This window comes from Kitasatospora sp. MY 5-36 (assembly GCF_001182915.1).
Lineage (GTDB): Bacteria > Actinomycetota > Actinomycetes > Streptomycetales > Streptomycetaceae > Kitasatospora.
Window position 1 is genome coordinate 1 of the sequence record NZ_LFVW01000112.1, and the last position, 21,637, is coordinate 21,637.

At 73.1% G+C, this 21,637-nt stretch carries 15 protein-coding genes and 1 pseudogene; 8 read left to right on the top strand and 8 right to left on the bottom strand.

Annotated features, from left to right (window positions below; genetic code table 11):
* Window positions 1-1,082, top strand: a 1,082-nt coding sequence (locus tag AE652_RS09285; protein ID WP_049650743.1) for a sensor histidine kinase, incomplete at its 5' end; no start/stop codon positions are given.
* Window positions 1,079-1,774 (top strand): response regulator transcription factor, encoded by a 696-nt coding sequence (locus AE652_RS09290; protein WP_049650744.1) that lies wholly within the window; start codon window positions 1,079-1,081, stop codon window positions 1,772-1,774. The genes AE652_RS09285 and AE652_RS09290, both read left to right, overlap by 4 nt.
* Window positions 1,775-1,854: 80 nt before the next feature.
* Here the strand turns inward: AE652_RS09290 and katG are convergent, their stop codons facing one another.
* Window positions 1,855-4,071, bottom strand: coding sequence for a catalase/peroxidase HPI (katG, locus tag AE652_RS09295; RefSeq protein ID WP_049650745.1), 2,217 nt, complete (start codon window positions 4,069-4,071; stop codon window positions 1,855-1,857).
* Between the two features lie 301 nt (window positions 4,072-4,372).
* Between katG and AE652_RS09300 the strand changes: the two genes are divergently transcribed.
* Together AE652_RS09300 and AE652_RS09305 are read left to right on the top strand one after the other, a co-directional pair.
* Window positions 4,373-4,786 (top strand): Fur family transcriptional regulator, encoded by a 414-nt coding sequence (locus AE652_RS09300; protein ID WP_049650746.1) that lies wholly within the window; start codon window positions 4,373-4,375, stop codon window positions 4,784-4,786.
* 113 nt (window positions 4,787-4,899) lie between these two features.
* On the top strand, window positions 4,900-5,520 hold the full coding sequence (locus tag AE652_RS09305; protein WP_049650747.1) for an L-threonylcarbamoyladenylate synthase: 621 nt from the start codon (window positions 4,900-4,902) through the stop codon (window positions 5,518-5,520).
* A gap of 45 nt (window positions 5,521-5,565) precedes the next feature.
* Here AE652_RS09305 and AE652_RS09310 read toward each other — a convergent pair whose 3' ends face one another.
* Complete coding sequence (locus AE652_RS09310; protein WP_049650748.1) at window positions 5,566-6,867, bottom strand: cytochrome P450; 1,302 nt, start codon at window positions 6,865-6,867, stop codon at window positions 5,566-5,568.
* Window positions 6,868-7,045: 178 nt separating this feature from the next.
* On the opposite strand from AE652_RS09310, the gene AE652_RS48005 reads away from it, so the two are divergent.
* Together AE652_RS48005 and AE652_RS09320 are read left to right on the top strand one after the other, a co-directional pair.
* A complete protein-coding gene (locus AE652_RS48005) occupies window positions 7,046-11,023 on the top strand; it encodes a hypothetical protein (RefSeq protein WP_159028400.1) in 3,978 nt (1,325 codons plus the stop codon).
* A 119-nt stretch (window positions 11,024-11,142) separates the two neighbouring features.
* Window positions 11,143-13,221: a tetratricopeptide repeat protein gene (locus tag AE652_RS09320; protein ID WP_049650750.1), complete on the top strand. Its 2,079-nt coding sequence runs from the start codon at window positions 11,143-11,145 to the stop codon at window positions 13,219-13,221.
* On the opposite strand, the gene AE652_RS09325 is transcribed toward AE652_RS09320, so the two are convergent.
* Complete coding sequence (locus tag AE652_RS09325; protein ID WP_234348310.1) at window positions 13,149-13,988, bottom strand: helix-turn-helix domain-containing protein; 840 nt, start codon at window positions 13,986-13,988, stop codon at window positions 13,149-13,151. The two genes, AE652_RS09320 and AE652_RS09325, sit on opposite strands and share 73 nt — an antisense overlap.
* 68 nt (window positions 13,989-14,056) lie before the next feature.
* Window positions 14,057-14,836 (bottom strand): SDR family NAD(P)-dependent oxidoreductase, encoded by a 780-nt coding sequence (locus tag AE652_RS09330; RefSeq protein WP_049650752.1) that lies wholly within the window; start codon window positions 14,834-14,836, stop codon window positions 14,057-14,059.
* A gap of 195 nt (window positions 14,837-15,031) precedes the next feature.
* Here AE652_RS09330 and AE652_RS09335 point away from each other — a divergent pair, with 195 nt between their 5' ends.
* Complete coding sequence (locus AE652_RS09335; RefSeq protein ID WP_049650753.1) at window positions 15,032-15,694, top strand: NADPH-dependent F420 reductase; 663 nt, start codon at window positions 15,032-15,034, stop codon at window positions 15,692-15,694.
* A gap of 28 nt (window positions 15,695-15,722) precedes the next feature.
* Here the strand turns inward: AE652_RS09335 and galK are convergent.
* Window positions 15,723-16,849 (bottom strand): annotated as a pseudogene (gene galK / locus AE652_RS09340) (galactokinase).
* Window positions 16,846-18,018, bottom strand: coding sequence for a galactose-1-phosphate uridylyltransferase (galT, locus tag AE652_RS09345; protein ID WP_049650754.1), 1,173 nt, complete (start codon window positions 18,016-18,018; stop codon window positions 16,846-16,848). Before galT ends, galK begins: the two are co-directional and overlap by 4 nt.
* 111 nt (window positions 18,019-18,129) lie before the next feature.
* On the opposite strand from galT, the gene AE652_RS09350 reads away from it, so the two are divergent.
* On the top strand, window positions 18,130-18,957 hold the full coding sequence (locus AE652_RS09350) for a DeoR/GlpR family DNA-binding transcription regulator (protein WP_049650755.1): 828 nt from the start codon (window positions 18,130-18,132) through the stop codon (window positions 18,955-18,957).
* Window positions 18,958-18,971: 14 nt separating this feature from the next.
* Here the strand turns inward: AE652_RS09350 and AE652_RS09355 are convergent, their stop codons facing one another.
* Both AE652_RS09355 and AE652_RS09360 read right to left on the bottom strand, forming a co-directional pair.
* Complete coding sequence (locus AE652_RS09355) at window positions 18,972-20,036, bottom strand: LacI family DNA-binding transcriptional regulator (protein WP_049650756.1); 1,065 nt, start codon at window positions 20,034-20,036, stop codon at window positions 18,972-18,974.
* Between the two features lie 71 nt (window positions 20,037-20,107).
* Window positions 20,108-21,637: glycoside hydrolase family 36 protein (locus tag AE652_RS09360; RefSeq protein ID WP_049650757.1), on the bottom strand; the 1,530-nt coding region annotated here is incomplete at its 5' end.

Here is a 21,637-nt window from a genome sequence, read left to right on the forward strand (position 1 = left end):
AGAACCCCGGCCATCCGGACCGGCACAGCCTGTTGCTGCTGCTGGTGCCGCTCGTCCCGCTGCCGCTGGTGCTGCGCCGGCGCCACCCGCTGGCGGTGCTCTGGGTGGTCCTGCCCGCCGCGCTGCTGGTCCGGCACGAGTCGGAGGACATCGCGTACGCGGCGGGCGTGGCGGTGATCGTCGCCGCGTACAGCGCCGCCGCGTACGGGCGCCGCGCGACGGCCCTGCTGCTGAGCCTGCCGGCCGCGACCGCCGCCCTCGTGGTGCTCTTCGCCGCGGCCAAGCTGCCGCACTTCCCCAACGGGGTGATGGCCGTCCTGGTCCTGGTGCCGGTGTTCGCGGTCGCCTACGAACTGCGGATGTGGCGCCGCCGGGTGGACGAGGGGCGGGAGCGGCTCTCCGCCCTGGAGCGCGGGCAGCTGGCCGCGCTGGAGCGCGCGGTGGAGCTCGAACGGGCCCGGATCGCCCGGGAGTTGCACGACGTCGTCACCCACAACGTGAGCATGATGACGATCCAGGCCGGGGCGGCCCGCAAGATCCTGGACACCGCCCCGGACAAGGCCCGCGAGGCGATGGCCGCGGTGGAGTCCGGCGGGCGCGCGGCGATGACCGAACTGCGGCAGGTGATGGGCCTGTTGACCATCGACTCGGAGAGCACTGGCGACCCGTCCACCGAGGCCGACCTCAGCCCGCAGCCGGGCCTCGGCCGCCTGGAGGCGCTGGTCCACGGCGTCCGGCAGGCCGGGCTGCCGGTCGAGCTGACCGTCCGCGGCGAGCGCCGGCCCGTCCCGCCCGGGGTCGAGCTGGCCGCCTACCGGGTGGTCCAGGAGGCGCTCACCAACACCGTCAAGCACGCGTCCGGCGCCGACGCCGCGGTGACCGTCGAGTACGCCCCCGACCGGCTGCTGGTCGAGGTCACCGACACCGGCGGCCGCCCCACCGGCGCCGCCGCCACCGGCAACGGACGCGGCCTGCTCGGCCTGCGCGAACGCCTCGCCGTCTACGGCGGCACCCTGCACACCGGCCCCCGGCCGCGCGGCGGCTACCGCGTCAAGGCCCTTGTCCCCCTGGAGAGTTCATGAACGAGCAGCCGCTGCGGGTGGTGGTCGCCGACGACCAGGCCCTGGTCCGCACCGGGTTCCGGCTGATCCTGGAGTCGGAGGGCATCGACGTGGTGGCCGAGGCCGAGGACGGCGAACAGGCCGTCGCCGCCGTCCGGCGCACCAGGCCGGACGTGGTGCTGCTGGACATCCGGATGCCCGGCCTGGACGGGCTGGAGGCCGCCCGCCGGATCCTGGCGGACGGGGCGCGGCAGCCGCCCCGGATCATCATGCTGACCACCTTCGACCTCGACCACTACGTCTACGCGGCGATGGCCGCCGGGGCCAGCGGCTTCCTGCTGAAGGACGTCACCCCGGAGCACCTGGCGGCCGCCGTCCGGCTGGTCCGCACCGGGGACGCGCTGCTCGCCCCGGCGATCACCCGCCGCCTGGTCGAGCGCTTCGCCCGCCCGGACGACCCGGGCGCCGCCGCCGTCGCCCCGCACCGGGAGCTGGGCACGCTCACCCCGCGCGAGCTGGAGGTGATGGCGCTGCTCGCCCGCGGCCTCAGCAACGCCGAACTCGCCGCCCGGCTGGGGCTGTCCGAGGCGACGGTGAAGACGCACGTGGCCCGGATCCTCGGCAAGCTGGGCCTGCGGGACCGGGCCCAGGTGGTGGTCGCGGCGTACGAGACCGGGCTGGTCAGCGTGGGGTCCGCGGACGCCGCCCGGTAGCGGCGGCGGGAGCCCGGAAACGACGGCGGGAGCCCGGGGTCGACACCCCGGGCTCCCGCCTCGTCAGCCGCGGGTGCGGATCACGCCAGGTCGAAGCGGTCCGCGTTCATGACCTTGGCCCAGGCCGCGACGAAGTCCTCGACGAACTTCTCCTTGGCGTCGTCGCTCGCGTACACCTCGGCGACGGCCCGCAGTTCGGCGTTCGAGCCGAAGACCAGGTCGGCGCGGGTGCCGGTCCACTTCACCCGGCCGGACTCGTCCCGGCCCTCGAAGGTGTGCGCGTCCTCCGAGGTGGCCTTCCAACTGGTGCCCAGGTCCAGCAGGTTGACGAAGTAGTCGTTCGTCAGCACACCGGGCGTCCCGGTGAGCACCCCGTGCGCGGACCCGCCGTGGTTGGCGCCCAGCACGCGCAGGCCGCCGACCAGCACGGTCAGCTCGGGGGCGCTGACGCCCAGCAGGTTGGCCTTGTCGAGCAGCAGGTACTCGGCCGGCAGCCGGTTGCCCTTGCCGACCCAGTTGCGGAAGCCGTCCGCCTTGGGCTCCAGCGCGGCGAAGGACTCGGTGTCGGTCAGCTCCTGCGGCGCGTCCACCCGGCCGGGCTCGAACGGCACCTCGACCGCCAGGCCGGCCGCCTTCGCGGCCTGCTCGACGCCGACGCCGCCGGCCAGCACCACCAGGTCCGCGAGCGAGACCTGCTTCTCGCCGGCCTGCGCGTTGAACTCCCGCTGGACGCCCTCCAGGGCGCGCAGCACCGTGGCCAGCCGGTCGGGCTCGTTGACCTCCCAGCCGATCTGCGGCTGGAGCCGGATGCGGCCGCCGTTGGCGCCGCCGCGCTTGTCGCTGGAGCGGAACGAGGAGGCGGCCGCCCAGGCGGTGGAGACCAGCTCGGACACCGACAGGCCGGTGGCGGTGATCCGCCGCTTGAGGTCGGCGACGTCGGCCGCGCCGATCCGCTGGTACGTGACCTCCGGCAGCGGGTCCTGCCAGAGCAGGTGCTCGGCGGGGACCTCCGGGCCGAGGTAGCGGACGACCGGGCCCATGTCGCGGTGGGTCAGCTTGTACCAGGCGCGGGCGAAGGCGTCGGCGAACTCCTCCGGGTTCTCCAGGAAGCGCCGGGAGATCGGCTCGTAGACCGGGTCGAAGCGCAGCGAGAGGTCGGTGGTGAGCATGTTCGGGGCGTGCCGCTTGCCCGGGACGTGCGCGTCCGGCACGGTGCCCTCGCCGCCGCCGTCCTTGGGCTTGTACTGCCAGGCGCCGGCCGGGCTCTTGGTGAGCTCCCACTCGTAGCCGAACAGCGTCTCGAAGAAGCTGTTGTCCCAGGTGATCGGGGTGGCCGTCCAGGTGACCTCCAGACCGCTGGTGATCGCGTCGGCGCCCACGCCGGTGCGGAAGCTGCTCTTCCAGCCGAGGCCCTGCTGCTCCATGGGGGCGGCCTCGGGGTCCGGGCCGACGTTGTCGGCCGGGCCGGCGCCGTGGGTCTTGCCGAAGGTGTGGCCGCCGGCGATCAGCGCGACGGTCTCCTCGTCGTTCATCGCCATCCGGTAGAAGGTCTCGCGGATGTCGCGGGCGGCGGCGAGCGGGTCGGGGTTGCCGTTGGGGCCCTCGGGGTTGACGTAGATCAGGCCCATCTGGACGGCGGCCAGCGGGTTCTCCAGCTGGCGGTCGCCGGTGTAGCGCTCGTCGCCGAGCCAGGTGGTCTCGGGGCCCCAGTAGACGTCCTCGTCCGGCTCCCACTCGTCGACCCGGCCGCCGCCGAAGCCGAAGGTCCGGAAGCCCATGCCCTCCAGGGCCACGTTGCCGGACAGGATGATCAGGTCGGCCCAGGACAGGGCGCGCCCGTACTTCTTCTTCACCGGCCACAGCAGGCGGCGGGCCTTGTCCAGGCTGGCGTTGTCCGGCCAGCTGTTCAGCGGGGCGAAGCGCTGCTGGCCGCCGCCGGCGCCGCCGCGGCCGTCGCTGATCCGGTAGGTGCCGGCGCTGTGCCAGGCCATCCGGATGATGAAGGGGCCGTAGTAGCCGAAGTCGGCCGGCCACCAGTCCCGCGACGTGGTGAGGGCCTCCTGGATGTCCCGCTTGACGGCCGGGAGGTCGAGGGTCTTGAAGGCCTCGGCGTAGTCGAACTCCGCGCCGAGCGGGTTGGCCACGGCGGGGTTCTTCGCGAGGATCTTCAGATTGAGCCGTTCCGGCCACCACTGGCGGTTCCCGCCGCCCTGGGTGGGGTGCGGCGCGCGCCCGTGGTTCACCGGGCAGCCCTCCGCGTTCGCCTCTACGCCGGTTGCATCGTGGTTGTCAGACATGGGAATCCTTCCCTCACAAGGCGGATCACGGTGTCTTCATCTGCTACCTACGGCACCTACTGCTGCGGTCTGGCCTGGTGCGCCCCGTGGTGTTCCCGCTCGGCACCGCGTACGGCGGTGACGGGAGTGGTGCCGGGAGTCACGTGCTGCTGCTGTCCAGGCTAGCGCCGGAGCCGATCCTACGGTGGACGGAATCCAAGTCAAGAAAGACACCAAGCCCATATCCGATCGGGATCCGGAGGGCACCGGAAGCGCATTGGTAAACTCCGGTCCTCCCCATTACCTGAATAGGTGAACCGATATGAGTGACCTCCTGGAGCGGCTGCGCGGGCGCGGCTGGCGCCTCACCTCCCAGCGGCGTGTCGTGGCCGAGGTCCTGGACGGCGAGCACGTGCACCTGACCGCCGACGAGGTGCACGCCCGGGCCGCCGAGCGCCTCCCGGAGATCTCCCGGGCGACGGTCTACAACACGCTCGGCGAACTGGTCACCCTGGGTGAGGTCGTCGAGGTCGCCACCGACGGGCGCGCCAAGCGCTACGACCCGAACGCGCACCACCCGCACCAGCACCTGGTCTGCACGGGCTGCGGCGCCATCCGCGACGTCCACCCGCAGGGCGACCCGCTGGCCGACCTGCCGGCCGAGCAGCGCTTCGGGTTCGTCGTGGCGCAGGCGGAGGTCACCTACCGGGGGCTGTGCCCGGACTGCGCGGGCTGACCGCTCCGGCGGCCGGCCGTCCGCCCTGCCCGTACCCGCTGGCCGTACCCGCTGCCCGTACCCGCTGGCCCGCCGTGCAGCGATCGGGGGCCGGGATCGCTTAGGGTCGACCAATGGCGAAGTACTTCGACGTGCATCCAGAGTCCCCCCAGCCGCGCACCATCGGCTCCGTGGCCGCCGGCCTCCGCTCCGGGGACCTCATCGCGTACCCGACCGACTCCTGTTTCGCCCTGGGCTGCCAGCTGGACAACCGCGACGGCCTCGAACGGATCCGGTCGATCCGGCGCCTCGACGACCGCCACCACTTCACCCTCATGTGCATGGACTTCGCCCAACTGGGCCAGTTCGTCCACATCGACAACAACGTCTTCCGCGCGATCAAGGCCGCGACGCCGGGCAGCTACACCTTCATCCTCCCCGCCACCAAGGAGGTGCCGCGCCGCCTGCTGCACCCGAAGAAGAAGACGGTCGGCGTCAGGATCCCCGACCACGTCGTCACCAGGGCCCTGCTCGCCGAGCTCGGCGAGCCCCTGGTCTCCAGCACCCTGCTCCTCCCCGGCGAGGACGAGCCGATGACCCAGGGCTGGGAGATCAAGGAGCGGCTCGACCACCAACTGGACGCCGTGCTGGACTCCGGCGACTGCGGCACGGTGCCGACGACGGTCGTCGACTTCTCCAGCGGCGAGGCGGAGATCACCCGGCGCGGGGCCGGCGACCCCGAGCGCTTCGAGTGACGCACCGGGCGCACCGGGCACACCGGACGCATCCGGAGGGCGGTCTCAACCCCACTGGACCCACAGTGACTTGAGCCCGTTCTGAAAGTTGGAGACCAGCCGCCGCGGCGGCCGCCCCGGCACGAGCCGGAGCCCCGGCAGCCGCTCGACCAGGCAGCGCAGCGCCGACCTCAGCTGCAGGCGGGCGAGTTGGGCACCGAGGCAGAAGTGCGGACCGTACCCGAAGCTCACGTGGTCGTTCGGGCTACGGGTGACGTCGAAGCGGTCCGGGTCGGGGAACACCACCCCGTCCCGGTTCGCGGAGGCGTGGTAGACCACCACCTTGTCCCCCCGCCGGATCGCCCGTCCGCCCAGCTCCACGTCCCGCGTCGCGGTGCGGCGGAAGTCCATGACGGGCGGCCACCAGCGCAGCATCTCCTCGACGGCGGTGGGGATCAACTCCGTTCTCTCGCATAGCAGTTCGTACTGCTCCGGATGGCTCAGCAGGGCGTACAGGCCGCCCGGCAGGCCGTTGCGGACGGTCTCGTTCCCGGCGACGGCGAAGAGGAAGAACATCGTCTCGAACTCCTCGACCGTCAGCCCCGCTTCGAGCGTCCGGGAGAACAGGCCGCCCGGCGCGGGCCGCCGGGCCAGGCCGTGGGCGTAGGCGAACATGTCCGCCAGGGCGGCGCGGGAACGGGGGTTGACCGGGCGGCCGTCCGGACCGGTCCGAGTGGTCGGACGGCGGGCGAGCGCGGCACGGCCGAGTTCGGTGAGCGCGGCCGGCTCGGCGGTGCCGGAGTGGGCGTAGTCGGCGTCCTGGTAGCCGATCACCCGGTTCGCCCAGTCCAGCAGCAACCCCCGGTCCTGCTCCGGCACACCCATCACCCGGGCCAGCGTCCACACCGGCAGGTCGGCGGCGAGCCGCACGAAGTCCGCGCGACCGGCCGGACGCACCTCCTCCACCAGCTCCCGCACCCGCCCGTCCACAGCCCCGGCCAGCTCCGCCAGGGCGCGCGGGGTGAACGCCCCGGCGACGATCCGGCGCAGCCGGGAGTGGTCGGGCGGGTCCTGGTTGAGCATCATCGCCCGCGCGAACGCCAGGTCCGCCGGGGAGTCGGGGTCACGGATCTGCGTGGCCCCCAGGTGCGAGGAGAACAGCTCGGGACTGCGCAGCACGTGCTTCACGTCCGCGTACCGCAGCACCGCCCAGTACCCCGGCCCACCCGGCCACCCGCCGACGGGGGGCTCCTCGACCCAGCAGACGGGGGCGAACTCGCGGAGTTCCCGCAGGAGTTCGTACGGCACGCCGTGCGCGTAGGTGTCCGGGAGGAAGAGCTGGTTCACGTGCGCCTGATCGAGGGCCATACCGACGGACGGTACGTCACGCCACCGGCGGCCGGAACGGCTTCGGCATAGGGATCGGAACCGGCTGGTCAGGGCCTTCTATCCCGTGGCACCAGCCGTGTACGCCCCGCTAGACTCCGCCCGCTCGATCACATGTGCGCTTTCCGTGCGCACGACCTGTCCAAGGTGGGGAAATCAGATGAACGTGCTGCCGATCGGCAGACAAGTAAGACAGGAGCGAGGCGGCGGCCGCACAGCCGCCTCCGGAGCCCTCCTGCTGGCCGTCCTGGCCTCACTGATGGGCCAGGCCGCACCGGCCCAAGCGGCGGCACCGGCACCAGCCGCCGCCTCGCCGCAGGCGGGCGCTCCGGCGGACCCGAGCCCGGCTGCGAGCACGACCGGGGGCGCGGGCGCCACGGCAGCCGCACCGGACCGGAAGGCCGACCAGGAGGCCCTCGCCCAGCAGCTGCGGCAGGCCGACCCGAGCGGCCCGTGCCCGACCGCGCTGCAGCCCAACACCGTGGCGAACTGCACCGTCGACGCCAACACGACCGCCGCCTTCAGCCTCGACCTGCCGCAGCAGAAGGACCTGCTGCTCCTGCAGATCGTCCCCGCCCAGGGATCGGTCACCCCGACCGTGGTCGCACCGGACGGCACCACCGTGGCCTGCGACGACCCGGTCGGCCCGAACTGGGGCAGCAACAAGACCCTGCGGTGTGCCACCACCCAGGCGGGCACGTACACCCTGAAGGCCGGCAACGGCAGCAGCTCGCCGACCGGTCTCGCGCTCTCGTACCTGCCGCTGCTTTCCACCACGGCCTGCCGGACGGTCAGCGCCACCGACCTCGCCCTGGGCGCCCCGACCGTCTTCCACGGTTCCCTGGCGCTCGGCTCGGCCGGTGACTGCTACCGGGTGAACGACCTCGTCGCCGGCGACGTGCTCCGCACCGACGCCACCCAGGCGGGCGTGACCCCCGTCGTCTACGACGCCACCGGCGCCCAGGTCTGCGACAAGTCGACCTACCCCGACTGCCGGCTCACCGGCACCGCGCCGTTCCGGATCACCGCCCAGCGCTACAACGGTGCGGCCCAGACATACGACCTCTCCGCGGCACGGCTCTCCCACCCAGACGGCTGCATGCTGGTCGAGCCCCAGGCCTTCGGCGTCTCCCCGGACCTGACCTCCACCGCACGGTGCCGGACGCTGCGCGTCCCGGAGGCCGCGCGGTACGACTTCGGCCCGGTCAAGAACGAGGGCTACGTCGCCGGAAAACTGTTCGCAACCGACGGCACTGTGCAGGGCGGACTCTGCCCGCTGGGCTCCTGCGACCTGGCACCGGGCGACTACACCTGGGCCGTCGACGCGTACACGGCCCCGGTCGGCGCGTTCGGGATGGCCTTCCACTCGGCCAAGGAGACCCGGGGCTGCGTCGCGGCCAACGACACCGGTCTGACGGCCGGTCCGGCCACCGGCACCTTCGGCGGGCCGGGCCAGCAGCTCTGCCTGACCCTGCCGACCGCCTCCGGCAAGGGCGTCTACCTGCTCAACCGGCCGCCCGCGGACGGCGCGGCGGTCGTCGGTCAGGTGGTCGACGCCTCGGGCGCCAAGCAGTGCGACTTCGGCGACTCCACCGGCATCTGCCAGCTGACCGGTGCCGCCCCGTTCCGCGTGTTGCTGACCGGCACGCCGTCCAAGGCCTACGGACTGGTGGTCCACCGGACCGAGGAGACCGGCGGCTGCACCGCCTGGCCTCAGACCGGGTTCGACGGCACCTGGGGCGTCGAGGTCCCGATGCCGCAGGGCTCGAACCAGGCCGTCTGCCTGAGCCTGCCGGCCGGCCAGCACTCCACGTCCGAAGTCATTGACTACAGCAACCTCAAGAACCAGCTCACCGCCGAACTGAAGGTGCTGGACGGGGCAGGGCGCGAGGCGTGCGCGTTCATTGCGTACGGCAACTCCGCCAAGACGTGCGCCCTGACCGCCGGTGTCCCGTACACCGCGCTGCTGGTCCCGATCCGGACGTGGGAGGCCGACAGCTACAAGCTCGCCCGGCGTGACGTCTCGCCGACCGCGCAGTGCCTGACCCCGTCCTCGACGAACGTCGGCGGCCCGTCCCTCCGGTTCGACCTGACCTCGGCCCTGGACGCCCGGTGCGTCCGGGTCGAAGCCGCAGCCACGGACAAGTTCTGGATCGGCTCACGGCCGGGCCGGAACGTGTACGGCCCGGGAGTGCTCGCCGCCGTGCTCGACGCCGACCGGAAGAACGTCTGCACCCAGTGGGGCACCAGCTGCCTGGCCACCGGCTCGACCTCGTACACCATGGTCCTGTTCGCCGCCGGGTACGACGACAAGCCCATCCACACCAGCGTGGACACCTGGAAGGTCGGCACCACCGACGGCTGGGCGCCGGAGTGCACCGCCCATCCGGTCTCGATCGACGGCTTCCCACAGCGCAGCGGAGTGTTCACCGAAGACTCGACCGCGTACTGCGCGGTGATCGACATGAAGCCCTCGCAGTCCTTCAAGATCGTTGGCAACAGCAGCGCCACCACCGGCCCGCAGCCCTATGTCGACCTGCTGAGCGGCGCCCACTGGAACCGCAGCTACTACAGTCACCAGTGCTCGAACTCCGGCCAGTTCGGCGTGTGCCAGACGACGAACAACGCCGACACCGGCCAGGCCGTGCTGATCATGAGCCCCGTCACAACAGCCCTTCCGATCGAGTACAGCCTGCAGGGCCTCTGCGACTCCTCCTGCCCGATACCGCGGCCGCAGCCCGTCCTGGCGTCCGTCAGCCCCTCCACCGGGGCCGCCGGGACGAGGGTCCAGGCCGTCATCCGGGGCACCGGACTGACCCTGGGCAGCAAGGCGAAGCTGGTGGGCAGCGGTGCCTCCGGCACGCAGTTCCTGGAGACGGTCTCGGTGAACGCCGACGGCACCGCGCTCGACGTGCTGCTCGACACCAGGAGCCTGGCGCCGGGTAAGTACAACATCGAACTCGACGGCGTCTACGGGGTCTCGCTCCCCGACGCCTTCACCGTCACCGCCGCCACCACCCCGTCCAAGAGCCGGTTCGTCCCGATCGACCCGGCCCGTTTCCTGGACACCCGGGACGGCACCGGCGCCCCCGCCCAGCGGGTCGGCGCGGGCGGCGTGGTCAGCCTCCAGGTGGCCGGCGTCAAGGGCGTCCCGTCGACCGGCGTCACCGCCGTCGTCATGAACGTCACCGCCGTCAACCCGACCGGCTCCGGCCACATCATCGTCTACCCCGACGGCCAGCCGCTGCCGAACGTCTCCAACCTCAACTACGAAGCCGGAAAGATCGTCCCGAACCTGGTGACGGTCCCGGTCGTCAACGGCAAGGTCGACCTGCGCAACAGCGCGGGCGACGTCGACCTGATCGCCGACGTCACCGGCTACTACGCCGACGGGGCCGCCGGATCGGCCTTCTCCCCGATCACCCCGGCCCGTTTCCTGGACACCCGGGACGGCACCGGCGCCCCCGCCCAGCGGGTCGGCGCGGGCGGCGTGGTCAGCCTCCAGGTGGCCGGCGTCAAGGGCGTCCCGTCGACCGGCGTCACCGCCGTCGTCATGAACGTCACCGCCGTCAACCCGACCGGCTCCGGCCACATCATCGTCTACCCCGACGGCCAGCCGCTGCCGAACGTCTCCAACCTCAACTACGAAGCCGGAAAGATCGTCCCGAACCTGGTGACGGTCCCGGTCGTCAACGGCAAGGTCGACCTGCGCAACAGCGCGGGCGACGTCGACCTGATCGCCGACGTCACCGGCTACTACGGCGACTCCGGCTCGACCTACTCCCCCACCACCCCCGTCCGGCTGCTGGACACCCGCAACGGTGTCGGCGCCCGAGCCGGAGCGGTGAGCGGCGGCGGCGTCGTCAGCATGCGGGTGACGGGCCTGGAGGGCGTGCCGGCCACCGGCGTCACCGCCGTGGTCCTCAACGTCACGGTCACCGAGCCGACGGCGGACGGCCACCTGATCGTCTACCCGCACGGCACCGACCGCCCCGGCGTGTCGAACCTCAACTTCACGGCCGGGCAGACCAGGGCCAACCTGGTCGTCGTCCCGGTCGTGGACGGCCGGGTGACGTTCTTCAACAACTGGGGTGACACCCACGTGATCGCCGACCTGAGCGGCTACTTCACGGCCTGACCCCGTCCCGCCCGTCACGAACGCTGCCGTGCCGCCCGATCCCCGGGCGGCACGGCAGCGCCGTTTCCGGCTCCCATAATGGAGGCCGGTTCAGCGGGTCGGGCGGTGGGGGCGGGCACGTGCAGGACGGGCAGGTCAGGAACGGCATCTACGGCAGCGCCACCGTGCACGGCAGCGTGCAGCAGGCCCGGCAGATGACCTTCCACCAGTACGCGGCACCGGCTGCCCCGGTGAAGTGGCCGGTGGTAATCGGGCGGATCCCGCCGAAGGCGACCGCCTTCCAGCCCCGCGAGGAGTTGCGGCGGGAGATCGACGAGGCTCGGGGGCAGTACGGGACGGTCGTGCTCAGCCAGGTGCTGGCAGGCGGCGGGGGCGTCGGCAAGTCCCAACTCGCGGCGCACTACGCGCGCGAGGCCATCGAGACCGGCACCGACCTGGTCCTGTGGGCCGACGCCGCCGAGCCCTCCGCCGTCACCGACCTGTACGCCCGAGCCGCCGTGGAACTCCGCGTACCCGGAGCGAACGGCGAGGCCGAGCAGGACGCCGAGCGCTTCCTGGCCTGGCTCGCCGCCACCGAGCGCGGCTGGCTGATCGTCCTCGACAACACCACCGAGCACACCCCCGAACAGCTGTGGCCCGTCACCAGCCGGGGCGGACGCGGGCGGGTCATCGCCACCACCCGCCACCGGGGCGCGGCCAGTACAGGCGGCGACCGGGCACTGGTGGACGTCAGCACCTACTCCCCCGCCGAGTCGGCCGCCTACCTGGGCGAACGGCTGGAGCGCGCGAAATGCGCCCGCTTCCTCGACGAAAACGCGGCCGAGCTCGCCGAGGAACTGGGCCACCTGCCACTCGCGCTGGCCCACGCCGCCGCCTACATGGTCAACACCCGCCGCAGTTGCGGCCGTTACCTCGAACTCTTCCGCGACCGATCGCGCAGCCTGGACGCCGTCCTACCAGCCCGCACCGGCGCCGACGGCTACCGGGGACCGGTGACGGCGGCGCTACTCCTGGCCCTGGACGCGGCCACGCTGGAGCAACCGATCGGCCTCGCCGGGCCCGTCCTCCACCTGACCGCACTACTGGACCCGGCCGGCCATCCGGAACAACTGTGGAACACCGAGGCAGTGCTCCACCACCTCAGTGCCATTCACGGCAGGCCAGTCACGGCCAACGACGCGTTGGACGCGCTCGCGGTGTTGCACAACTACAGCCTGGTCACTCTGACGGATACCCCGAACCGCGAGGTGACCCTCCACGCGCTGACCGCCCGGGCCGCCCTCGATACCGGTCCTGATGCAGCACAAGCAGGCCTCGCACTCGCCGATGCCCTGGTCGAACTGTGGCCAAGTGAGGATTACGGCCTGCAAGGCCTGGCCGCAACGCTCCGTGCCAACACCGACGTGCTCGCCGGACACCAGACCATCAACCTGATTCAACGGCCGCAGGGGATTCACATGCTTCTGTTCCGCTGCGGCACCAGCCTCGTCAATGCGGGTTTGTACGCCACAAGCATGGAGTACTGGGGCAATCTCTCTGCCGCAGGCGAGCGATTCCTGGGCATCAATCACCGTGACACTCTCAGTGCCCGCGGCAACCTCGCACAGTCCTGTTGGGAGGCCGGACGCACCGACGAGGCGATGAGCCTTCAAGAGCAGGTTCTTACCGACCTCCAGCGCCACTACGACTCTCACCACCCCGCCGTCGTTCTGGCCCGCAACAACCTCGCCGCCACGTACTCCGGCGCCGGACGCATCGAGGACGCCATCGGCCTCCAGGAGCAGGTTCTTACCGACCTCCTATTCGTCCTTGGCACCGACCACCCTTACACCCTCATGGCGATCAATAACCTCGCCGCCAGCTATCTGGATACTGGACACATCGACAACGCTGTCAGGCTCCAGGAACAGGTCCTCGCCGACCGCCAACGCGTCCTCGGTACCGGCCATCCCCATACCCTGATGACGAGCAATAACCTTGGCATTGTCTATTGGCGTGCTGGACGCCTGGATCAAGCGACGACGATGCTCCGCCAGGCAGTAGAGGGTCTCGACCGTATTCTTGGACCGGACCATCCAGACACCATGCTGGCGAGGAAGAACATGCTCCTGGTCGCCCAACATCCTCAGCCCGACGCCGCCCACGACAGCAGCACCCGCAGCCCGTCGTCCGAGGCCGAGCCCGGGTCGGCGGTGTAGGTGACCAGCGCCTGTCCGGAGTCGTCGGCGGGCCGCAGCGTGTCGTAGGCGAGGTCGAGCGTGCCGGCGAGGGGGTGGCGGAAGGACTTCCGGCCGGAGGTCTTGTCGGCGACCGGGTGGTCGGCCCACATCTGGCGGAACTCCTCGCTGCCGAGGCAGAGTTGACCGACCAGTTCGGCGAGCAGGGGGTCGTCGGGGCGGCGGCCGGCTTCGAGGTGGAGGAAGGCGACGTTCTCGCGTGCGCAGCCCGCCCAGTCGGCGTAGAGCTCGCGGGAGGCGGGGTCGAGGAAGGTGATGCGGGCGATGTTGCGGTCCTCGACGGGCAGGGCGCCGTAGTCGCCGAACAGGGCGACGGCGGCGCGGTTCCAGGCCAGGATGTCCATCCGGTGGCCCATCACCACGGCGGGGGTGTGGTGGAGCTGTTCCAGCAGGTGCAGCAGGGAGGGGCGCGGCTGTTGGCGGACGGCGGGGCGGCGGCGCGGCCTGGGTGTGGGGCGGGCGAGGCGGTGGAGGTGGCCGGACTCGTCGGGGGCGAGGCGCAGGGCGCGGGCGACGGCGTCGAGGACGGCGTCGGACGGGTTGCCGACGCGGCCCTGTTCGAGGCGGGTGTAGTAGTCGACGCTGACGCCGGCGAGGTGGGCGAGTTCCTCGCGGCGCAGTCCGGCGACGCGGCGGCGGCCGCCGTAGTCGGGGAGGTCGACGTCCTCGGGGCGCAGGCCGGCTCGGCGGGTGCGGAGGAATTCGCTCAGGGCGCTGCTCGGGTTCACGTCATGGATTCTCACCCGGACGGGTGCCGCCGTGCCTGGTCCTGCCAGGACCAGGCACGAGGAGGCACTCAGCCGGTCAGCGACGGGAAGGCCGGGACGAGCCCGCCGTCGATCACGACGTCCTGACCGGTGATGTACGAGGAGCGCTCGGAGAGCAGGAAGGCGACCGTCTCCGCGACGTCCTCGGCGGTGCCCAGCCGGCCGAGCGGGACGTGGCGGCGGATCGGCTCGTGGTCGGCCGGGTCGGGGACGGCCGCGTGGAACATCTCGGTGACGATGTAGCCGGGGCTGACCGCGTTGACCCGGATGCCGCGCCCGGCGAGTTCGCTCGCGAGGGTGCGGGCGAGGCTGAGGACGGCGGCCTTGCTGGCGGCGTAGACGGCGGCGCCGGGCAGGCCGCGGTGCGGGGTCCAGGAGGCGTTGAGGACGACCGATCCGCCGCCGGCGGCGTCCAGCAGCGGCAGGGCGTGCTGGACGGTGAAGAACACGCCCTTGAGGTTGGTGGCGACGATCCGGTCGAACTCGGCCTCCACGACCTCGCCGACCGGTTGGAAGCCGGCCACGCCCGCGTTGGCGAAGACCCCGTCGAGGCGGCCGTACCGCTCACCCACGGTGTCGGCCAGCCGGGCGAGGTCGGCGGGTACGGAGGCGTCGGCGCGGACGGTGAGCAGCCGGTCGCCGGCGTCGAGGCGGGCCGCGGCGCGGGCGAGCCGGTCCTCGTCGCGGCCGGTGACGACGACCCGGGCGCCGGTGCCGAGGAGGTGGCGGGCGGTGGCGAAGCCCATGCCGCTGGTGCCGCCGGTGACGAGGACGGCGGGGGTGGTGGCGTCGGAGGAGATGTTGTCCATGGCGTCCACCCTCGTGACCGGCGCCGGGCCGGCACCAGGCCCGTTCCGACCGTGGGTCCCGGAGAACCACCCTCCGAAAGACACCTCTGGAGAACGGCTCCGGAAAACCGCCCTCCCGACCGGGAATCGGAGCGATCACCGGGTGGTTGGGCCAAGGCGACGGTCCACTACGGCACTCGCGAAGAAGGACTTCCCATGAAGATCGGCATCATCGGCGCGGGCAACATCGGCGGCAACCTGACGCGGCGGCTGACCGCGCTGGGGCATGAGGTGGCGGTGGCGAACTCCCGCGGCCCGGAGACGCTCAAGGCGCTGGTCGACGAGACCGGGGCGACGGCGGTGACGGTCCCCGAGGCCGCCCGCGGGGCACAGGTGGTGGTGGTGACGGTGCCGCTGAAGAACGTGCCGGACCTGCCCGCCGGGCTGCTGGACGGCGCCGCCGAGGGCGTCGCGGTGATCGACACCGGCAACTACTACCCGAAGGAGCGCGACGGCCGGATCGACGCGATCGAGGACGGCGGGCTCACCGAGAGCCGGTGGACGGAGCAGCACATCGGGCACCGGGTGGTGAAGGTGTTCAACGGCACCTACGCCCAGGACCTGCTGGAGCGTCCGCGCCCGGCGGGCGACCCGGAGCGGCTGGCCGTGCCGGTCGCCTCGGACGACGAGGCGGCCAAGCGGGTGGTCCGGGCGCTGGTCGACGAGTTGGGCTTCGACACCGTGGACGCGGGCGGCATCGACGAGTCCTGGCGCCAGCAGCCGGCCACCCCGGTGTACGGGCTGCGCGCCGGTGTCGAGGCGGTCACCCGGGCGCTCGCGGAGGCGTCTCCGGAGCGCCCGGCGGCCCACAAGGCCTGACCCCGCCGAAGGAGGCGGAGCCGGCAGCTCAGTGGAGCCGGCGCGCCCCCTCCGCCGGGACGGCGGTGAGGGTGCGCGGCTCCGCGTACCCGGCCGCGCGGAACGCGGCGGTGACCTCGGCGGCGACGTGTCCGGCCGCGTCCGCGTCCACCAGGGCGATGACCGAGCCGCCGAAGCCGCCGCCGGTCATCCGCGCGCCGTGGGCGCCGGCGGCCACGGCGGCCTCGACGGCGAGGTCGGTCTCCGGGCAGGAGACCCGGTAGTCGTCGCGCAGCGAGGCGTGTCCGGCGGTGAGGATCGGGCCGAGCGCGGCGGGGTCGCCGGCGTCCAGACGGGCGACGGCGGCCTCCACCCGGGCGTTCTCGGTGACCACGTGCCGCACCAACGGGACCAGCTCCGGCGGGAGTTGGGCGAGTGCGTCGGCCAGCCCGGACGGCTGGAGCGAGCGCAGCGCGGACAGCCCGAGCAGGGCGGCGGCCCGTTCGCAGCCGGCCCGCAGCGCGGCGTAGGCGCCGTCGCCGAGGTCGTGCTTCACCCGGGTGTCCAGGACCAGCAGGGCCAGGCCCGCGCCCGCCAGGTCGACGGGCACCTGACGCATCATCAGATCCCGGCTGTCCAGGAACAGCGCGGCCCCGGGGCGGCAGCACATCGAGGCCATCTGGTCCATGATCCCGCAGGGCACGCCGACGAAGGCGTTCTCGGCCCGCTGTGCGAGCACCGCCAGCTCGGCGGCCGAAAGGCCCAGCCCGTACAGGTCGTTGTAGGCGGCGGCGACGACGCACTCCAGCGCGGCGGAGGAGGACAGCCCGGCGCCGCTGGGCACGTCGCTGTCCAGCCGGAGGTCCGCCCCGCCGACCGGGTGCCCGGCCTCGCGCAGCGCCCAGACCACCCCGGCCGGGTAGCCGGCCCAGCCGGGCACGGAGCCCGGCGCGAGGTCGTCGACCCTGAGCGCGACGAGTTCCCTCCCCTGGGCGGACCAGAGCCGCAGCAATCCGTCCCCGCTGCGGGCGGCCTGGGCGCGGACGGTCTGCGGCAGGGCGATCGGGAGGACGAACCCGAGGTTGTAGTCGGTGTGTTCGCCGATCAGGTTCACCCGGCCGGGGGCGCCCACTCCCCCTCGGACGGACGGCCGTACAGCTGCGCGAAGTCGTTCATGCGGTGGCCTCCCGCAGCCGGCGGGCCGCGTGCTCGGGGGTGACGTCGTTGACGAAGGCGTCCATGCCGGATTCCACCCCGGCCAGGTACTTGAGCTTGTCGGCGGTGCGGCGGATGGTGAACAGCTCCAGGTGCAGGGCGAGTTCGTCCCGCTGATCGGCGGGGGCCTGGTGCCAGGCGGAGATGTACGGGGTGCGGCCGGTGCCGAAGAGCCGGTCGAAGCGGCGCAGCAACTCCAGGTAGAGGGTGGGGAATTCGTCCCGCTGGTCGGCGTCCAGCGCGGTCAGGTCGGGCACCCGGCGGTGCGGGTACAGGTGCACCTCGTACGGCCAGCGGGCGGCGAAGGGGACGAAGGCCGTCCAGTGCGTCCCGGCGAGGACGACGCGCTCGCCGTGGGCGCGTTCGGCGGCGAGCAGGTCGTCGAAGAGGTTGCGGCCGGCAGTGGCGCGGTGCTCGGCGGCGCGTGCGGCCATCCGGGCGGTGCGCGGCGCGGTGAAGGGCAGGGCGTAGATCTGGCCGTGCGGGTGGGCGAGGGTGACGCCGATCTCGGCGCCCCGGTTCTCGAAGCAGTAGACCTGCCGCACGCCGGGCAGGGCGGAGAGTTCGGCGGTGCGGTCGGTCCAGGCGTCCAGGACCAGCCGGGCCCGCTCGGGGGTGAGGTCGGCGAAGGAGGCCTCGTGGTCGGCGGTGAAGCAGACCACCTCGCAGCGCCCGGCACCGGGGCCGCTGGTCCACAGGCCCTCGGCGGCCCGGACGGGCTCCGCGGGCGGGCCGGCCAGCGAGGGGAAGCGGTTCTCGAAGACGGCCACCTGGTAGTCCGCGGCCGGGATCTCGCTGTGCCGCCCGTCCCGGGACGGGCAGAGCGGGCACTCCTCGGGCGGCGGCTGGTAGGTGCGCGCCTGGCGGTGGGCCGCGATGGTGACCCAGTCGCCGGTGGCCGGGTCGAGCCGGACCTCGGAGCCGGGGGCCTGCGGGTCGAGCGGCCGCTCGTCCACGGCGTCGCGGCGGGCGGCCGTGCCGCCGTCGCAGGTCGTGCCACCACCGCAGGCCGTACCGCCGTCACAGGCGGCGTCGCAGGCCGCGCCGCTGTCGTAGTAGATCAGTTGCCGACCGTCCGCGAGGGTGGTCACGGTCCTGACGGTGGGCTGGGTCAGGGACGTCCCGGGCATGGCCCTTCTTCCTCTGAGCTCTGAGTGGAACACCGGAATCAACAGAAAGCTACAATCTCAAACATTATCCACCAGGGCCACGCACCGGACGTGGTCGAAGGAGGCCTCCCGATGGCTGACAGCGCCCAACCGCTCGCCGGACAGCGCCGCGTGCTGATCCTGGAGCAGATCCGCGCGCGCGTCGGGGTCCGGGTCACCGAACTGGTCCGCGACCTCGGGGTCTCGGACATGACGGTCCGGCGCGACCTGGACGCGCTGGCCCGCCGCGGCCTGGTGCACAAGGTGCACGGCGGCGCGGTCCGGGTCGAGGCGCCGGCCACCGGCGAGCCCGGGTTCGAGGCCAAGGCGCACTGGGAGCTGCCCGCCAAGGAGGCGATCGCCCGGGCCGCCGCCGCGCTCGTACCGCCGGGCTCGGCGGTCGGGCTGGCCGGCGGGACGACCACCTACGCGGTCGCCCGGCGGCTGCGCTCGGTCGAGGGCCTCACCGTGGTGACCAACTCGCTGCGGATCGCCGAGCTGCTGGAACAGCCCGCCGAGGACGGCACCCCGTCCACCGCCACGGTGATCCGCACCGGCGGTGTGCGGACCCCCTCGGACGCGCTGGTCGGGCCGGTGGCCGACCAGGCGATCCGCTCCCTGCACGTCAACCTGCTGGTCCTGGGCTGCCACGGCCTCTCCCCCGAGGCCGGGCTGACCACCCCGAACCTGGCCGAGGCGGAGACCAACCGCGCCTTCCTCCGCTCGGCCCGCCGGGTGGTCGTGGTGGCCGACCACACCAAGTGGAACGCGGTCGGCCTGGCCTCCTTCGCCGACCTGGACCAGCTGGACGTCCTGGTCACCGACGACGCCCTGCCCGCCGAGCAGCGGGCGGCCGCCGCCGGACTGGTCGGCGAGCTGATCGTGGCCGCGACGGCGGACCACACGGGCCGAACCGGCTGACGGATCCGAAGGATTCAGCCGGGCCGGCCCGAACTCCCCCGCACCACCAGCTCGGTGGGCAGTTCCAGCCCCTCCCCCGCCGCCGCCTCCCCGCGCACCTGGTCCAGCAGCCGGCCGACCAGCGCCGTGGCGATCGCCCGCAGCGGCAGCCGGACCGAGGTCAGCGCGGGGTGGAGGTGGCGGCAGAGCGGCGTGTCGTGGAACCCGGTGACGGCCACCCCGCCGGGCCCGACCACCAGCCCCTCCGCCCGGACCGCCTCGTACACGTCCAGCGCCAGCAGGTCGCTGCCGGCCGCGAAGGCGGTGGGCCGGTCGGGCCCGCGCAGCAGCGCCCGTACGGAGGCCACCACGGAACCCGCGGCGGCCGTACCGGAACTCCCCGCCCCGGAAGCCCCCACCGCCACCGCGGACAGGCCCAACCGGCGTGCCTCGGCCAGGAATCCGGCCCGCCGCGCCGCCATCCAGGGCAGCTCCTCGGCGTCCCCGAGGTAGCCGATCCGGCGGTGGCCGAGCGCCGCGAGGTGCCGCACCACCTCGGCCATCGCCGCCTCGTTGCCGATGTCCACCCAGCGCTGGGGCTCGCCGGGCCCGGTCCGGCCGAAGCTGGCGAACGGGACGCCGAGCCGGGCCGCGTGGGCGATCCGGACGTCCTCGTGCAGGACGTCCGCCAGCACCAGTCCGTCCACCTGACGGGCCGCCACCAGTTCGTCGATGGCGGCCACCGGGTCGGCCGCGCCCTGCCCCGGTCGGAACAGCAGCACCCGCTGCCCCGCCGCCCCGGCCGCGTCGACCAGGGCCTCCAGGAAGCCGGCCATCAGCGGGTTGGGGTCGAGCGGGTCGTCCACCGGGGCGAGGTAGCCGAGGGTGCGCCGGGCGCCGCTGCGCAGCGAGCGGGCCGACTGGTCGGGCTGGTACCCGAGTTCGCGGATCGCCGCGTTCACCCGGTCCAGCGTCTCCGGGCGGACCCGCCGCGGCGCGTTGAGCGCGTTGGAGACGGTCTGCCGGGAGACCCCGGCCGCCCGGGCGACCTCCTCGATCGTGGTGGCGCCGCGGCGCGGCCGGTGCGGTCCCTCGGGCATGCGGTTCTCCAGACGTGGTCGGTGCGCGGAGCGGGCCGGGGCCCGGGGCCGGCCGGCGGCCCCGGAGGCGGTCAGCGACGCAGGGTCAGCAGCCCGCCGCGCGGCACCGGGATCACGTCCGCCCGGTCCAGCTCGACCTCGCCCTGCCGGACGATACGCCCCCGGGCGTCCTGCACCGTCACCGCCACCTGCCCGCGGCCGCCGGTGAGCCGGACGTCCGGGTCGGCGTCGGCGTTGGCCACCAGCAGGGTGCGCCAGTCGTCGCCGGAGGCGTCCACCGGCAGCGCGGCGTACCGGGCCACGGCCACCGTGCCGGTGTCGGTACCGGCGCCGGTCCCGCCGCCGGTGCCGCGCGCGGTGACCATCGGGTAGCCGAGGTCCGGGCGGGCCGGGAGCAGCTCGCCGAGCTGGAGGGTGTCGGCGTGCTCGCGGAAGACGCCGAGCCAGAAGGCGATCGCCTCGCGCTGCTCCTCGCTCTGGGCGGCGAGGTCGACGGAGATCTGCGGCACCGAGAACAGCACGTTGATCAGGTGGCAGGCGACCTGCTCGGCCGGTTCCTCCCGGTGCCACATCAGCATGTCGGCGTGGACCGGGACGGGCCCGGCGGCCAGCCGCACGTCGATGGTCCGCTGCCGGTTCTCCTGCGGGCTGAGCGGGCAGTCGGTGGCGCGGATCATGGTGGCGTACGGCCACAGGCCGGGGCTGACGTACGGCTGGCGGTGCTCGATCATCGCCTCCGGGTTCGCGGCGGTGATGCGGCCGCGGATCGCGGCGAGCAGCCGCTCCACGCCCTCGTCCACGCTCGCGCAGTCCGCGCCGGGGCGGGCCGCCGGGGCGTCGTCGCGCTCCGCGGCCCGGGCGAACCAGTCGACGAAGTCCACCTTGAGGCCGTCCATGCCCCACTCCTCGACGGCCCGGACGAGCCGGTCGGTGAGGAAGGCCCGGACCTCGGGGTGGCGCGGGTCCGCGACGATCGCGCCCATGTGGGCGGCGTCGGCCAGCGCGAGGTGGCCGATCTCCCGGTACGCGGCGCTGTCCTTGCCGATGAACGGCAGCGCGTACCAGAGCATGTAGCGCACCCCGAGCTCGTGCACCCGCCGGACGTGGGCGGCGGTGTCGGGCAACGACACCGGCTCCCAGTCACCGCAGTGGGCGTAGCCGCGGGTGCGGTCGGCGGTCATCCAGCCGTCGTCCACGATGATCACGTCCAGGCCCAGCTCCTTGCCGAGCGCGGCCTGGGTCTCGACGCCCTTGGGGGTGATGTCCTGGTGCATCGAGTACCAGGTGGAGTACGCGGGACGGCGGGCGGCCTCCGGGATGTCGGCCGTACGGCCCTCGCCCCACCAGGCGGCCAGGTCGGCCAGGGCGCGCCCGAAGTGCCGGCGCGAGGTGTCGATCCGGACGGTGAGCCGGTCGGTGGCCTGGGCCCAGAACCGGAACTCGCCGGTCTCCTCGACCACTCCGGCCCCGGCCAGCACGTCCGGGCGGTCGGCCGCGAAGGCGCTCAGGGCGACGTCGCCGGTGCCGACCAGCGCGGCGATCGGCGCGCCGTTGGCCAGCGAGGTGCGGCGCGGGGCGCTCCAGGCGGCGGGCAGCCAGCC